16 protein-coding genes, 1 tRNA gene and 1 pseudogene are annotated in these 13,877 nt (G+C 56.2%); 14 read left to right on the top strand and 4 right to left on the bottom strand.

Annotated elements, in window-relative coordinates:
* Positions 1-23: 23 nt before the first annotated feature.
* A complete protein-coding gene (locus tag ACTG4M_RS00210) occupies positions 24-872 on the bottom strand; it encodes a helix-turn-helix domain-containing protein (protein WP_439121613.1) in 849 nt (282 codons plus the stop codon).
* A gap of 121 nt (positions 873-993) precedes the next feature.
* Between ACTG4M_RS00210 and ACTG4M_RS00205 the strand changes: the two genes are divergently transcribed.
* Positions 994-1,926, top strand: coding sequence for a fatty acid desaturase (locus ACTG4M_RS00205; RefSeq protein WP_439121612.1), 933 nt, complete (start codon positions 994-996; stop codon positions 1,924-1,926).
* Positions 1,927-1,945: 19 nt separating this feature from the next.
* On the top strand, positions 1,946-2,848 hold the full coding sequence (locus tag ACTG4M_RS00200; protein WP_439121611.1) for an EamA family transporter: 903 nt from the start codon (positions 1,946-1,948) through the stop codon (positions 2,846-2,848).
* Here ACTG4M_RS00200 and ACTG4M_RS00195 read toward each other — a convergent pair.
* Both ACTG4M_RS00195 and ACTG4M_RS00190 read right to left on the bottom strand, forming a co-directional pair.
* On the bottom strand, positions 2,845-3,549 hold the full coding sequence (locus tag ACTG4M_RS00195) for an NUDIX hydrolase (RefSeq protein WP_439121610.1): 705 nt from the start codon (positions 3,547-3,549) through the stop codon (positions 2,845-2,847). The two genes, ACTG4M_RS00200 and ACTG4M_RS00195, sit on opposite strands and share 4 nt — an antisense overlap.
* 30 nt (positions 3,550-3,579) lie before the next feature.
* Entirely contained in the window at positions 3,580-3,978 is a 399-nt protein-coding gene (locus tag ACTG4M_RS00190) for a DUF983 domain-containing protein (RefSeq protein WP_439121609.1), read from the bottom strand.
* A gap of 233 nt (positions 3,979-4,211) precedes the next feature.
* Here ACTG4M_RS00190 and ACTG4M_RS00185 point away from each other — a divergent pair, with 233 nt between their 5' ends.
* From ACTG4M_RS00185 to ACTG4M_RS00170, 4 genes are all read left to right on the top strand, one after another.
* Positions 4,212-4,694 carry an EF-hand domain-containing protein gene (locus ACTG4M_RS00185; protein ID WP_439121608.1) on the top strand — a complete coding sequence of 161 codons (483 nt, stop codon included), beginning with the start codon at positions 4,212-4,214 and terminating at the stop codon, positions 4,692-4,694.
* 85 nt (positions 4,695-4,779) lie between these two features.
* Complete coding sequence (locus ACTG4M_RS00180; RefSeq protein WP_439121607.1) at positions 4,780-5,379, top strand: sigma-70 family RNA polymerase sigma factor; 600 nt, start codon at positions 4,780-4,782, stop codon at positions 5,377-5,379.
* The gene (locus tag ACTG4M_RS00175) at positions 5,354-5,695 is read left to right on the top strand and encodes a hypothetical protein (protein WP_439121606.1); all 342 of its coding nucleotides are present in this window, start codon (positions 5,354-5,356) and stop codon (positions 5,693-5,695) included. The genes ACTG4M_RS00180 and ACTG4M_RS00175 overlap by 26 nt, the downstream gene beginning before the upstream one ends.
* 1 nt (position 5,696) lies before the next feature.
* Positions 5,697-6,185 carry a periplasmic heavy metal sensor gene (locus tag ACTG4M_RS00170; RefSeq protein WP_439121605.1) on the top strand — a complete coding sequence of 163 codons (489 nt, stop codon included), beginning with the start codon at positions 5,697-5,699 and terminating at the stop codon, positions 6,183-6,185.
* On the opposite strand, the gene ACTG4M_RS00165 is transcribed toward ACTG4M_RS00170, so the two are convergent.
* Positions 6,186-7,601 carry a diguanylate cyclase gene (locus tag ACTG4M_RS00165; RefSeq protein ID WP_439121604.1) on the bottom strand — a complete coding sequence of 472 codons (1,416 nt, stop codon included), beginning with the start codon at positions 7,599-7,601 and terminating at the stop codon, positions 6,186-6,188.
* A 90-nt stretch (positions 7,602-7,691) separates the two neighbouring features.
* Between ACTG4M_RS00165 and ACTG4M_RS00160 the strand changes: the two genes are divergently transcribed.
* The 8 genes and pseudogenes from ACTG4M_RS00160 to ACTG4M_RS00125 form a co-directional block, all read left to right on the top strand.
* Positions 7,692-7,976, top strand: coding sequence for a DUF3572 domain-containing protein (locus ACTG4M_RS00160; RefSeq protein WP_439121603.1), 285 nt, complete (start codon positions 7,692-7,694; stop codon positions 7,974-7,976).
* Positions 7,973-8,725, top strand: a complete 753-nt coding sequence (locus tag ACTG4M_RS00155) for an HAD family hydrolase (protein WP_439121602.1) — start codon at positions 7,973-7,975, stop codon at positions 8,723-8,725. Before ACTG4M_RS00160 ends, ACTG4M_RS00155 begins: the two co-directional genes overlap by 4 nt.
* A 47-nt stretch (positions 8,726-8,772) precedes the next feature.
* Entirely contained in the window at positions 8,773-10,332 is a 1,560-nt protein-coding gene (locus tag ACTG4M_RS00150; RefSeq protein WP_439121601.1) for a trimethylamine methyltransferase family protein, read from the top strand.
* Between the two features lie 68 nt (positions 10,333-10,400).
* Complete coding sequence (locus tag ACTG4M_RS00145) at positions 10,401-11,000, top strand: heme NO-binding domain-containing protein (RefSeq protein WP_439121600.1); 600 nt, start codon at positions 10,401-10,403, stop codon at positions 10,998-11,000.
* 170 nt (positions 11,001-11,170) lie between these two features.
* A complete protein-coding gene (locus tag ACTG4M_RS00140) occupies positions 11,171-12,016 on the top strand; it encodes a GGDEF domain-containing protein (RefSeq protein WP_439121599.1) in 846 nt (281 codons plus the stop codon).
* A 46-nt stretch (positions 12,017-12,062) separates the two neighbouring features.
* Complete coding sequence (locus ACTG4M_RS00135; protein ID WP_439121598.1) at positions 12,063-13,430, top strand: mechanosensitive ion channel domain-containing protein; 1,368 nt, start codon at positions 12,063-12,065, stop codon at positions 13,428-13,430.
* 64 nt (positions 13,431-13,494) lie between these two features.
* A tRNA-Gln gene (locus ACTG4M_RS00130) sits at positions 13,495-13,569 on the top strand.
* A gap of 82 nt (positions 13,570-13,651) precedes the next feature.
* Positions 13,652-13,866 (top strand): annotated as a pseudogene (locus tag ACTG4M_RS00125) (transposase domain-containing protein); the annotation flags it as partial.
* Between the last annotated feature and the right edge of the window lie 11 nt (positions 13,867-13,877).

Genomic DNA, 13,877 nt, shown 5'->3' with positions numbered 1-13,877 from the left:
GCTAAAAGATGCCCAATAAACCGTCAGGCCATAGAGTTACGCAACTGCGCCAAATGATCTGGGAAGGCGCGCGCAGTAATATGGGCCTCGCGGACCAGGTGATCGAAGTGGTCCGAGAAGGCCCGAACGCGCTGGGTGTCGCGAAAAGCGAGATAGTTGCTGCCGACATAGATCACCGAAAGCAACGGGCCGAACACTGTGATCGGGGCCGAGAAAAGTCTGCGTGCATCGAACAGGTAGATGCGCATTCTGGGATAAAGCGCTTTGGACAAATCAAGCCAATGGTCGATCTGCTGCCGCCGCAAATCAAGCGATAGGCCGTCGTAATACCCCGTCCCGGCGACAAAGCTGTCGAGTTCGTAAAGCGGCATGGCTATTTCGTAGTCGGAGGCCGATTGGCGCATCCAAGCAAGCCGATTTGCAGACGCGGTGATGGCCTGTGCTGCAGTGCGCCCAAGGTGTGGGCCGTACTCCCAGCCAAGAACTTCGTTGGTCTTGAGCATGTCCGGAAGGGCTGCTGGCACATGGCGAATTTTGTAACCTTCCGCCTCTCGATGCCAATCGAAGATCTGCTGATCGACGAACGCCCGAGGTGCATTGGTCAGCGTCAATGCACTGGCCAAAAGGTCAGCGGCATTTTCCGGATGTTCGGCAAGGCCGAGCAACCAATCGGCCGACACGCCCAAAGCAGTGGCGCAGGCGCCGACAACATGGGCATTCGGAAGCCGCGCAGCGTCATCGCGCAAAAGCTGCGAAATCGTGGACCGGTCGACGCCGGTACGCCGGGCAAGCACACTTTGATTGGTTCCGGCACGGGCAATGGCCGTAACAAGGCGGGTGCGAAAGAGATCGGCGCGCTGACGTTTGTCCATGCAGAGAATATACCTCTTTGGTGATAAAAATCACCATACTAGATAATTGTGCACTGTTTCCAGAATTCTACAAACGAGTTTGCGTGCCTATGGTGTCCTTCGGGAACACATGAGGTATTTCATGACAGACTTGCCTTTGCCGCGTTCGGCAGAGTTAAGACGGCTGGCTGAATGGCCGACGGTAGCGCTTTTGGTTTTGACATATGGGCTTTGGGCATCGGCCACGTTGTGGATCGCCGAGGGGTCAGTTGCGCTGGCAATCGTGCTGTGTGCCCTTGCCGGTGCGCAGCATTCTTCTCTTAGCCACGAGGCGCTGCACGGGCATCCAACTTCGAATAAGACCCTGAACGCCGCTTTGGTTTTCCCGGCGCTGACGCTGTTGGTACCCTACCTTAGGTTTCGGGACACGCATTTGGCGCATCACCAAGACGAAAACCTGACCGATCCCTATGATGACCCGGAAACCAACTACCTTGACCCTGTGGTCTGGGCTGGCTTGCCAGCATGGCGCAAGGCGCTTTATCGCCTTAACAACACGCTAGCAGGGCGATTGATCATTGGGCCGATCCTTGGGCAGATCTCATTCATGCAAACTGACTGGCGGCTGATCCGTGCGGGTGACCGCCGCGTGCTTTTGGGATGGCTCTTGCATCTTCCGGCGATTGCCGTTGTCGTTTGGTGGATGACCGCGCTTGCAACAATGCCGCTCTGGGCTTGGCTGATCTCGGTCTATCTTTCCCTATCGCTGCTCAAGTTGCGCACGTTTCTTGAGCATCAGGCGCATGATCGTACTTTAGCGCGCACTGCGATAGTCGAAGACCGTGGACTTTTTGCGCTTTTGTTCCTGCACAACAACCTGCATGTCGTTCACCATATGCATCCTGGGGTGCCGTGGTACGCTTTACCAAAGCTCTACCAAACGCACCGCGCACAGTTCTTGGAGTCAAACCAAGGCTATAGCTACAGCACCTATGCCGAGATCGCGCGCAAGTATCTGTTTCGCGCCAAGGATCCGGTTCCGCATCCACTCTATCGGGATGGACAAGACAGCTAACCTGACGCCATAGAGACGCATGGAGCTTTGGATATTCGCCAGCGTCGCCGCTGCTTTGTTTCAGACCGTGCGGTTCATGCTGCAAAAAGTGCTGAGCATTGGCGTGTTGAGCACAGCAGGATCGACCTTTGCCCGTTTTGCCTATGCTGCCCCGGCGGCGATGTTGGTGACGCTTGTCTACCTCTGGGCACAGGATGCAAACGTGCCTTCTCTGGATGGGTGGTTCTGGTTCTACGCTTGGCTTGGCGCGATCACGCAGATTCTGGCCACGGTTTGTGTTGTAGCCTTATTCCGGCAACGCAATTTCGCTGTGGGGATCACGTTCAAAAAGACCGAGGTGATCCAGACCGCGATAGTTGGTGTCGCCTTTTTTGGCGCAGAGGTTTCGATTGCCGGGTGGGGCGCGATCCTGATTGGCTTGATCGGGGTTCTGTTACTTTCGCGGACACCGGGGCTTGAGCACGGCCTTTGGAAAAGCCTGAGCAGTCGTGCCACCGTCTTGGGGCTGACGTCAGGTTTTTTCTTTGCGTTCTCTGCAACCGGCTATCGGGCTGCATCGCTTCAGATCGACAGTGATGACGCCTTGTTAAGGGCTGCAATCACGCTGACATGTGTTACGGCGTCCCAGTTTATCGCTATGGCACTGTGGTTGCGCTGGCGTGAACCAGGGCAGGTTACTGCGGTCTGGCGGGCGCGGAAGACGGCGGTCTGGGTTGGGTTGACCTCAATGGCTGGGTCACTGGGATGGTTTACGGCCTTTACCTTGCAGACGGCGGCTTATGTCCAAGCGGTTGGGCAAATCGAGCTAATCTTTTCGCTGCTCGCATCGGTCTTGTTCTTCAAGGAAACCGTGACAGTGCGGGAATCGATCGGAATCGGCTTTTTGGCGATATCGATCCTGACCTTCATCCTCGTCATCTAGTCAGGCAATGGGCGACCATAAAGGCGCAGGAACAGGCTTTCTTCATCGTCATTGCGGAAGAACGGAACCGAGGCTGGGGGCGTCGGGTCTGCGGCGCGGGCCGCCACTTCGGCAAGCACGACCTCGGTGATGAACGGAAGGTCGAATCCGCGCACCTTGTCGAGGCTGATCCATTGTAGATGCGCAAGCTCGTCAGAAGCGGCCGAGAAGTCGTCTGGGTTGCTGACGAGGTCTTCGGCATCAAGAAGGAAAAACCGTGCATCGAACCGGCGTGGCCGACCCGGTGGTGTGATCGCGCGAAACACGAATTGCAAAGGCGCTGCATTGGGCAGATGCCCTTGGGCCGCAAAATCGCGCCAATTGTCTGGTGGCGTATCCCATGCACCGGGCTGTCCAAGGATTTGACCGGTTTCTTCCCACAATTCACGGATTGCGGCTGCAGCCAATGCAGCCGCGCGCTCGGGTGGGGAATCGTCGATCAATCGGCTCGTGCAAAGCGGTGACAATGGAGCTGCAAACGGCACCGCTGCATCTTCTTGATCGACCGCGCCACCGGGAAATACGAACTTGTTTGGCATAAACGCGGCCTTTGCGCCGCGTTGGCCCATCAGCACACTTGGTTGGTGATTGCGGTTGCGGAGTACGATAACCGTGGACGCATCACGGATCGCAGTCTTGTCGATAGCTTCTGTCCCGGTCACACCCGCGTCCCTCCTTCGATTATGAAAGGGTCAGGACGGGCTGTTGGCAAACCCATGCATCTGTCGCGACCACTGAAACGCAACGATTGCCCCTTTCAATCTTGGCAGAAGGTAAAGCGTCAGGGCGACGCAGCCAACCGCGAAGATCGTAAACAGCACCAAAGGTTCCGGGCGAAAGTTAACAAACACGATGTGCAAAAGCGGCGCCATCAAATGCCCGACGATCAGAATCGTCAGATATGCCGGGCCATCATCGGCACGGTGGTGATGCAGCTCTTCCCGGCAGACCGGACAGGTATCACGCACCTTGAGGTAGCCGCGCAGCAAAGGGCCGCTGCCGCATTTCGGGCATTTCCGCCGCCAGCCTTTGCGCACAGCAGGCCAAGTCGGACGATCTTCGTCCTGATCAGTCACATGTGATGTCGTCATTTTCGCACTCCCACCTACAAAATGGCGATCAGAGCTCGGGATGAACAGTCGCCAAACTGTCCTTGCGGCTGGATGTCGCAAATCACGGACCTGTGATGCCCTACTGAGAATTTCTGCGACGGAATCTGCTGTGGCTCCCGTGAAACGCAGTGGATGCCAAGACAAGAGATCAATGTCTTGGGCCGATTTTTGAAAAGATCTGGCGCACAGGCCGGGCATGGAAAGGAAAAGACATGACTTTGAACAAGCAGGTTTCGACACTAATCATTGCGGCTCTTCTGGCCACAGGTGCAAGCACCGCATTTGCACAGGACAATTCCAACCGCGAAGATCGCCGCGCCGAGGCCTTTGCCGAACTTGATACCAACGGCGATGGCACAGTGACCGCGGAAGAGTTTGCAGCTGGCGCCAGCCGTTTTGCCCGCGCCGATACAAATGGCGATGGTCTGTTGACCGCCGAAGAAATTGCATCAGTGGGTCAGGATCGGGCGGCACAACGGGCAGAACGCATGATTGCCCGGTTTGATACAAATAACGATGGCGCATTGTCAGAGGACGAGATCAAATCCCGTCGTGATCCAGCCCGGATGTTTGAACGCCTAGATGCGAATGATGACGGTTCGGTGAGCGCCGAGGAATTCGCTGAAGCACGTATGGGCGATCATGGTGGCAAACGTGGTGGTCTTTTTGGCGGGAAGCGTCATGGCAATCGTTAAACGCATGTGACGGATTATGAGCGGTGCGGGTACATCGCTCATTTCTCCTGCTAGACTGGACCCACGTTTTCAACCGCACGGTGTCATGACCCAGAGCAATACCGATCCTGCTGCCGAAGCGGCGCTGCTAAAAGCTTATGCTGCCGGTGATACCGACGCGGCGCGCTCGCTGGCGACTGCCTATACACCATTGGTGTTTGCGCACGCGTTTCGAATGCTCAACGACCGGGCCGAAGCAGAAGATGTGGCGCAAGACGCAATGCTGCGGTTGTGGCGGCAAGCCCCTGGATGGGACGCCCAAGGCGGCGCATCGGTAAGGACATGGCTCTATCGTGTGACTGCAAATCTTTGCATTGACCGGCTGCGCAAAACGAGGCCGGACGGTTTACCGGAAGAGCTTGAGGTCGCGGATGATCGTCCGGGTGTCGAAGCGCAGATGCAGGCAAAGGCTCGACACATGGCGCTGGAAGACGCGCTGATGCAATTGCCTGATCGCCAAAGGCAGGCGGTGGTGCTGCGTCACATTGAAGGTTTGGGCAATACCGAGATTGCCCAAATCATGGACATTGGGCCACGCGCGGTTGAAAGTCTGACCGCGCGCGGCAAACGGGCTCTGTCCGCAATTTTAAGCGGCCAGCGCAGAGACTTGGGATATATAGATGACACAGTCGAAACCTCCCTTTAACGACCCGCTAGAGGCGGCATTCGCGGAAGCGCGTCAGATGACGCCGAACCTGCCCGATGGCCTGATGGCGCGGGTGGTGTCGGATGCGATGGCCGAAATGCCGAAAGCCGAACGGCAACCGCTGTGGCGGCAGCTTTTTGGCACTTTGGGTGGCTGGCCAGCAATGGCCGGACTGGCCATGACAGCTTGCGTCGGTGTCTGGGCAGGTGGTGCCTTGACCGATGACTTGATGCTGACCTTATCGCCCGTCGAAAATGCTGCGTTCGATACCGGTGCAGGTCTTGGCGCGTTCGATCTCTTGCTGGTGGATGGCTGACATGACCGAAACCTCGAAACTCAAAACCCCGCTTTGGATACGCCTGACGCTGTTCACCTCGGTGGCCTTGAACGTGTTGGTCATCGGGGCCGCAATCGGTTTTCTGATCGTTGGGGGGCCGGACCGTCCCGGAGGTCGGGATCGCAGTGACTTTGGATCGTTCTACACCCGCGCGCTTGATGATGAAGACCGCCGAGCACTGCGCCGGGACTTCATGGCAGGCTTGGAAAAACAAGGCCGCGACCGGGACGCGTTTATCGCGGACATGCGAGCGACACTCGACACGGTGCGGGCAACCCCGTTCAACCCCGACGCCTTTGTGACCGCGATGGCGGAACAATCTACCCAACGGGCGCGCCGCGAAGAGATGGGGCGACAGGTGCTGGCCAATCGGATTGCAAATATGACCGATGCAGAACGCGAGGCCTATGCGGATCGCATCGAAGATCGGTTGATGGAATTGGCCGAACGGGTCCGCCGTCATCGATGACTAAACGATTTGGCGCGTCACTTTGATTGATCGATGCACATGTTGCGCCTCGACATCGCGATGAGTTGCCACTTCGATACGGTTACGCCCGTTCGCCTTGGCCAGATAAAGCGCATTGTCAGCCGCGCGCATCAGGTCTTTCGTGGACAACCGTTCGGTGCGGCTTGCAAGAGCGACACCGATACTGATCGTTGCTCTGACATGGGTGCCGTCCTCAACAGACTTTGGATTGGCCGCTACCGCGTTGCGCAGTCTTTGTGCCACGCTGCGTGCCTGTGATGGGCCAACATTTGGCAACACGATCAGAAATTCCTCACCTCCGTAGCGTGCAATGAAATCGCCATCCCTTAGGTTGGTTTTCAGGATCGACGCGATAAGCGAAAGGATGTCATCACCTGCCGTATGGCCGTGGTTGTCGTTGATGGTCTTAAAGTGGTCTACGTCCGCAATTAGCAACGCCATAGGTCTGGGACGATTTGCCAATGCCCTGTCGATCTTAAGAAGGTATTCCTTCATCGCGGCGCGGTTGTTGAGGCCGGTCAGGTCATCTTTGTAGGCTTTTACCCCAAGCTCTGTAGTGGCTTTGCGCGCGCGGTCCGCATCATGCTTACGCCGGGCGAGGCGTCGAATGCGCAAGGCCAGTTCCGCTGGGGATACGGAAAGGGGCACTTGATCATGGGCCCCTAGATCAAGCGGCGATGCCTTTGCACTGGTGGTATCTGTGGCAAACAAAATACGGCTGTGGCGGCTGGCCGGATGTGAAAGCAACGCTCCCAAAAGATCACGGGCAACAGTCGTTGGGCCTGTCTCAAACAGTACATAGACATCGGTGTCGTGATCCTGCTGGCGATGTGTGTCTTGTGGCGAAAGTAGCCTTGTCTGGAACCCGGCGTCGTCAGATAGCCCGGCTATGCAGGTTGCTACATCGTAACTGATGTTCGATGGCACAAAGGTCACAATGGTTTGCGGTGTGAATTCTGGTGCTGCTTCGGCAAGACCGGCTGTTGCGGCGACATGGGTATCGCGGCGTGTGTCTTCGGTCGATTGCTTGGCCCGCATAAAGCTACGCAACCGCGCCCTCAGGTCTGCTGGATCAGACCTGTAATCAATCACGTCATGTGCGCCGGCGATAAGGGCGCTGACTCGTGCAGAGTGGTTTTCGTTGGACACGGCGACCACAATCGATGTCAGCTGTGTGCGCGTATGGGCGCGCAGCACTTTGCAGAAGTGCCTAAGGCGCAGACCGGGAAGGTCGTCGGCGACAATCACCACGTCTGGTGGGTTTTGGTGGATCTGGGTCAGACCATCCTGCCGCGACTCGGCCAGATCGACGGCGTATGCAGCGATGTCCAGATTTGCGCGCATTTGAATGCGGCGGTTGGACAGCGCGTCGATAATAAGGATATGACCGGACACAGACAGCTCCGCGTAACTTCAAGCGTTATGACTTTGCTCACCAATTCATTGCCGCTATTGGTTAAAAAAGAGTGTGGGAAATATCTAAAAATGACGCTTTCTAAGGATGCAGCCGAGCAGATCGCGCTGAAGGCCATAATTTGGCTGGCCGGAAATGATGATCTTTTGCCCGTGTTCATGGGGTCGACCGGTGCCGATGAGACAGCGTTTCGCGAAGGTGTTGGAAACCCTGAATTTCAGGCGTCAGTGCTTGATTTCCTAATGATGGACGACGCGTGGGTGATCGCCTTTTGCGACAATGAGGATATTCCCTATGATCGGCTGATACAGGCGCGTGCTGCGTTGCCAAGTGGTCAACAGGTGCACTGGACATGACCCGCCGCGACGTTGGGGCGATCCTGTTCGACAAGGATGGAACTCTGTTCGACTTTGACGCGACTTGGAGTGTCTGGGCGGCCAATCTGTTGGTGCGATTGGCCAATGGCGAAACGTCCCGCGCGCGCAAGTTGGGAGATCTGATCGGATTTGACGTCGAGCAGGCACGCTTTTCACCCGACAGTTTTGTGATAGCGGGCACGCCAGATGATCTAGTCGATACGTTGTCGCCAGAATTTCCCGAGCTCTCACGCACGCAATTGTTCACGCTCATCAACAATGAGGCCGAATCTGCCCCGATGGCTGAAGCGGTGCCGTTGGCTCCTTTGCTGGACCACTTTCTTGCCCACGACTTATGTCTTGGCGTGGCTACAAATGATGCCGAGAGACCTGCATTGTCCCATCTGGAAGAGGCGGGAATTCGGGATCGATTTGCCTTTGTTGCCGGGTCTGACAGCGGTTTTGGCGCGAAACCCGCACCCGGGCAACTGCTGGCTTTTTGTGACGCGATTGGTGTGCATCCGCACCGCGCCGTCATGGTCGGGGACAGCACACACGACCTGATTGCCGGACGCACAGCTGGGATGTTGACCGTGGCTGTTTTGACCGGCTTGGCCGAAGCACCGGTGCTTGCCCCACATGCCGATGTGGTTTTGCCAGACATTGGGCATTTGCCGGCTTGGATCGGCCTGGACGAACTTGGTGCGAGACCCAAAAGCGACGGAAATCGTCGTGTTCCGACAGGATAAGCTCTCTCTGTGAGGCCTAGCTAAAGGGGCAACGCAGGAGGTTTTCCATGACCGAAACCATCACACGCAAACGCCGTAGCGGGGGCCGTTCCGGTCACGCTGTGCGCCGCGGAACTTCGGTGATCGAACAATTGCCTTGGACCCTGCCGGTCAATATTGACCGCCCAACCGAGCCATTGAACGAAGATGGCGTGCAACGTATCCACGACACGGCGATGACGATCCTCGAGGAGTTGGGAATCGAGTTTCTGAACCCCAAGGCAGTTCAAATCCTGCGCGATGCCGGTTGTACCGTGACTGGTGAAAACGTTCGGATGGACCGCGACTTTGTCATGGAATGGGTGCGTAAGGCACCGGATTCGTTCACGATTACTCCGCGCAACCCGGATCGACGGATCACTGTTGGCGATGGTCATATCCTGTTTGGCAACGTGTCGTCCCCACCGAACTATTGGGATATGGATGTTGGCCGCAAGGTACCCGGCACCCGCGAGATGTGCCGCAATTTTCTTAAACTCTCGCAATATTTTAACTGCATCCACTTCGTTGGTGGCTATCCGGTTGAACCAGTAGACGTGCATGCCAGTGTCCGGCATTTGGATGTTCTGTACGACAAGCTGACGCTGACCGACAAAGTCGCGCACGCCTATTCGCTTGGCAAAGAACGGGTCGAAGACGTGATGGAGATGGTGCGGATCGCCGGTGGCCTGACACATGAGGAATTCGACGCCAGCCCGCGCATGTATACCAACATCAATTCGACATCACCGTTGAAGCATGACTATCCCATGATGGACGGTTGGATGAGATGTGCTGCACGCGGGCAGGGCTGTATCGTCACGCCGTTTACTTTGGCCGGCGCGATGGCTCCGGTGACAATGGCGGGTGCCGTGGCTCAATCGCTGGCCGAAGGTCTGAGCGCGATTGTGCTTGCCCAAATAGTCCGCCCTGGGACGCCCTGTGCTATTGGGACATTTACTTCGAACGTTGACATGAAATCTGGCGCGCCAGCGTTTGGGACACCCGAATACATGCGCGCGACCCAGATGACGGGTCAAATGGCGCGGTTTTATGGCCTGCCGTTGCGGTCTTCGGGTGTCTGCGCAGCAAATGTCCCGGATGGTCAGGCAATGTGGGAGACCGAACATAGTCTTTGGGCCGCGATTCAGTCGGGCACCAACATGGTTTATCACGCGGCAGGCTGGCTCGAGGGTGGGTTGATCGCGAGCCCAGAGAAATTCGTCATGGATTGCGAGATCATCCAGCAAATGATCCGCTATCTGGACCCTGCGATTTGCGACGTCAGTGATGACGGTTTGGGTTTGGAGGCGATCCGCGAGGTTGGCAGCAATGGCCATTTCTTTGGGACGAAACACACCCAAGAACGCTATACAACTGCGTTTTATCAACCTTTCCTGTCTGACTGGAAAAACTACGAAGCCTGGGAAGCCGCTGGAAGCGTCTGGACTGCGGAACGCGCCCACGTGACCTACAAGGCGATTCTTGAGGAATACCAGCCACCTCCAATGGATGTCGCCATTCACGAGGAATTGGCAGCCTTTGTAGAACGTCGAAAAGCCGAAGGCGGCGCGCCGACCGATTTCTAAATACTTATAGGTTTGCTGATTGTTAAGATCGTCATGGCAGGCTGCGTCCCAAGTCAAAGGCGTAGCTTATGCATGGATTGATCTTTCGTACGGTTGAAGCGTTCGTTTCGGACGGGTTCGGGCAAGACGCTTGGGCAAAAGCCATTGCTCTGTCCGAATTGGAAATCACCTCGTTCGAGGCGATGCTCCAATACGACGCCAGCTATTTTCCCAAACTCCTGCATGGGTGCGAACTTGCGTTGGACAGGCCAGAAGCGGTTATCCTCGAAGACATCGGCGCTTACCTGATAACCCATCAAAATCATGCCTCGATCCGGCGGTTAATGCGGTTTGGGGGCGATACGTTTTCCGAACTGCTTCATAGCCTCAATGATTTGCCGGGGCGGACGCGATTGGCTGTTTCGGGCCTCGAATTGCCCAAGATCCACGTACAAGAGCCGATTCCAGAACACTTCAGCATAACATGTCAGGGGCATCCAATGGGCTTTGGGCATGTCCTAGTCGGGTTGCTGCGTGCGATGTCGGACGACTACGGCACTTTGGCAGTGTTAGAGCATTGCGGCACGCGTGATACTGCCGAAGTGATTGAGGTGAATGTGATCGAAGCTGCCTTTGCTGATGATCGCGGCTTCACCCTTGCCAGCGCTGCCGAGACGGCAACGATATGATATCAGCGTTTGATCTTTTGGCGCAGCTGCGCCCGTTTCACATTTGTGTTGGCAAGACCGGGCATGTCACGCAAGTGGGATCCAGTATTGCAAAATTTGGGGTGGGCGACCTTCTGGGTGTTCGATTTCTTGAAGGGTTTGAAATCATTGGATCAAACCGACCTTCTGGTATGGCTGAGCTCCGGGGATACAGTGGTCAGGTTTTGCGCCTTGCGCTGCGATCAGAGCCTCAAATCCAATTCAGGGCTTTGGTTTTGGATGATCACGCCAAGGGTCTTATTCTTGATCTCTCATTTGGGATTGCCGTCGTCGATGCGGTGCAGCGTTTTGGCTTGACGGCACAAGACTTTGCGTCAAGCGATCTGGTGATGGAATTGCTGTTCCTGCAAGAGGCCAAATCAGGCGCGATGGCTGCGTCCTTTAGTCTAAATTCGAGGCTGAACGGCGCACGCCTCGCGGCAGAAACCGAGGCGATGACCGATGGTCTGACAGGCCTGCACAACCGCCGAGCGCTAAATGCTGCCTTGGACCGATTGGGACAATCCGATACTGAATACGCTGTTTTGCAAATGGATTTGGACCGTTTCAAACAGGTGAACGACACGATGGGTCATTCGGTTGGTGACGCCGTTCTCAAACGCGTGGCGTCAATTATGCGTGGCTTAACCCGGAAGGACGATCTTTTGGTCCGACTTGGCGGCGATGAGTTCGTGGTCATCTGTCCAGGGCTGACGGATCAAATGCGCTTGAATGATCTGTCTTTGTCAATCATCCGGCAAGTTTCTGAACCAATGGAAGTCGAGGGCCAAACTGCGATGATCGGCGCCAGTATTGGTATCGCTGTGCCGCTTGCAAATGTGCGTGTCGACCCGGAAACATTGATGGACTACGCGGATGTGGCCCTTTATGCCGCCAAACGGTCTGGACGCGGGCAGCATATGTTATGGTCCTCAAAGATGGGGCATAATCTTGCCAGCCTGGACATGCCAGAATCCGGTGTGTTTGCCCAAGGTTAAGTCACGGCACTTGAAACACGCCAACCTGTCGCGCAATGTCGACGTCATGCTCCTGTTTTTTCGCCTGGTTTTCGTCCTGAGTATGTCAGCTCTGTTCCTCACGGGCAGTTGGCTGGCGGCGCAGACCAGTGATCAGCCCACCGGGACGATTACCGTAAATGACAGTGCCGGTCAGGACGCTGCCATCGCCAGACGCATTCGCGAAATTCTGACTGAATTGGATGGATACGAAGATGTCACCGTCACGGTGAATTCCGGCATCGTCATGTTGCGGGGCACTGCTTTGGATGGTCCTGCCGTGACGCGATTGAATGAAATTGCAGGCCGCGTCGAAGGTGTGGTGACAATTGAAAACCGGGTGCAGGAAACCACCGATGTGGTTCGGCGCCTTGACCCTGCGCTTGAGAGATTCCGCGCCCGATCAGAACAGTTTATCAACTACCTGCCTCTTGCCGGTATTGCGATTGCCGCCTTTGCCCTAGTGGTAATGGTTGGGTTCCTAATCGCGCGCATGCGGCGTCCGTGGGACAGGCTGGCCCCAAACGCGTTCATCGCCGATATCTACCGTCAGGTGATCCGTATCGCCTTTATCTTGGGCGGGTTGGTGATCGCGCTGGATATTTTGGGCGCGGCGGCTCTCTTGTCCACGATTTTAGGTGCAGCGGGGATCATCGGCCTCGCCATCGGTTTCGCTGTGCGCGACACCGTGGAAAACTTTATCGCATCCATTATGCTGTCGATCCGCCAGCCGTTTCGCCCAAACGATCAGGTCGAGATTGAGGGCGATATCGGCAAGGTCATCCGCTTGACCAGTCGCGCCACCATTTTGCTGAGCTTTGATGGGAATCACATTCGCATTCCCAATGCGACCGTGTTCAAAAGCCGCATCGTGAACTATACGCGGAACGACGAACGCCGCTTTGTAATCAGTCTTGGTGTTGCATATGATACTGATCTCGCACGCGCTCAGGATCTGGCGCTTCAGACGGTGTCATCTTTGCCCTTTGTGATCCGTGAACCCGCACCTGCGGTCTGGATCGAAGACTTGGGCGACAGTGCGGTGATCCTCCAAGTTGCTGGTTGGATCAGGCAACACGAAACCAGTTTCCTCAAGGCCCGGAGCGAGGCATGGCGCCTGTGCATGGGCGCGTTTGATCACGCGGGTATCATCATGCCTGAGACCACGTTGCGCGTTGTGGGCATTGGTGACGAATCCACCGTGCCTCTCAATCCCCCCATGCCTACTGCCACCAGTACAAATCGTCAGTCAGATGCGGCTGTGGTGGCCGCTGCAACCGCAAACATTGGGGATGTCGAAGCGGCTATGGACAAGGAATTAGAGCGCATCGTTGCCACGGAACGCGCGGAAAAACAGGATGAAGATCTGCTCAAGAAAGACGCGCAGGAAGAGTAAGTGAATTTTCGGTTTTTGGGGTCTTGATCCCGCCACCGTAGCGGCGTAAATACGCCCGCACGGTTGGGGTGTAGCCAAGTGGTAAGGCAACAGTTTTTGGTACTGCGTACCGTAGGTTCGAATCCTACCACCCCAGCCAGTTTCCCTCGATCCTGTTTGGTATCGACCTCTCATCCACCCGCGATACCCTTGGTCAGAAAATGCCCCAGTTTAGTGCCCCAGCGCTAGCAACGGGAGCCATCGGGCGCAAAAAAGCTACCTGTTCGTGGGATCACAGACCGGCGGTCGCGCTGCCGCCATTGCATACACCCTGATCGAAACAGCCAAGCTGAATGGCGTCGACCCGTAAACATGGCCCACCGACACGCTGGCCCGCATCCCAGACTACAAAATCAACCGTGTCGATGATCTGCTGCCGTGGAACGCAACATCATAGGAAGAGCGGTC

Source organism: Marivita sp., from assembly GCF_965656765.1.
Lineage (GTDB): Bacteria > Pseudomonadota > Alphaproteobacteria > Rhodobacterales > Rhodobacteraceae > Marivita.
The sequence above is the reverse complement of the archived record's forward strand: the minus strand, read 5'-3'. Positions and strand labels throughout refer to the sequence as shown.

Bases quoted from the DNA above. Each gene is read 5' to 3' on its own strand.
- ACTG4M_RS00210 (WP_439121613.1), bottom strand. From the start codon at position 872: ATGGACAAACGTCAGCGCGCCGATCTCTTTCGCACCCGCCTTGTTACG.
- ACTG4M_RS00205 (WP_439121612.1), top strand. From the start codon at position 994: ATGACAGACTTGCCTTTGCCGCGTTCGGCAGAGTTAAGACGGCTGGCT.
- ACTG4M_RS00200 (WP_439121611.1), top strand. From the start codon at position 1,946: ATGGAGCTTTGGATATTCGCCAGCGTCGCCGCTGCTTTGTTTCAGACC.
- ACTG4M_RS00190 (WP_439121609.1), bottom strand. From the start codon at position 3,978: ATGACGACATCACATGTGACTGATCAGGACGAAGATCGTCCGACTTGG.
- ACTG4M_RS00185 (WP_439121608.1), top strand. From the start codon at position 4,212: ATGACTTTGAACAAGCAGGTTTCGACACTAATCATTGCGGCTCTTCTG.
- ACTG4M_RS00180 (WP_439121607.1), top strand. From the start codon at position 4,780: ATGACCCAGAGCAATACCGATCCTGCTGCCGAAGCGGCGCTGCTAAAA.
- ACTG4M_RS00175 (WP_439121606.1), top strand. From the start codon at position 5,354: ATGACACAGTCGAAACCTCCCTTTAACGACCCGCTAGAGGCGGCATTC.
- ACTG4M_RS00170 (WP_439121605.1), top strand. From the start codon at position 5,697: ATGACCGAAACCTCGAAACTCAAAACCCCGCTTTGGATACGCCTGACG.
- ACTG4M_RS00160 (WP_439121603.1), top strand. From the start codon at position 7,692: ATGACGCTTTCTAAGGATGCAGCCGAGCAGATCGCGCTGAAGGCCATA.
- ACTG4M_RS00155 (WP_439121602.1), top strand. From the start codon at position 7,973: ATGACCCGCCGCGACGTTGGGGCGATCCTGTTCGACAAGGATGGAACT.
- ACTG4M_RS00150 (WP_439121601.1), top strand. From the start codon at position 8,773: ATGACCGAAACCATCACACGCAAACGCCGTAGCGGGGGCCGTTCCGGT.
- ACTG4M_RS00145 (WP_439121600.1), top strand. From the start codon at position 10,401: ATGCATGGATTGATCTTTCGTACGGTTGAAGCGTTCGTTTCGGACGGG.
- ACTG4M_RS00140 (WP_439121599.1), top strand. From the start codon at position 11,171: ATGGCTGAGCTCCGGGGATACAGTGGTCAGGTTTTGCGCCTTGCGCTG.
- ACTG4M_RS00135 (WP_439121598.1), top strand. From the start codon at position 12,063: ATGCTCCTGTTTTTTCGCCTGGTTTTCGTCCTGAGTATGTCAGCTCTG.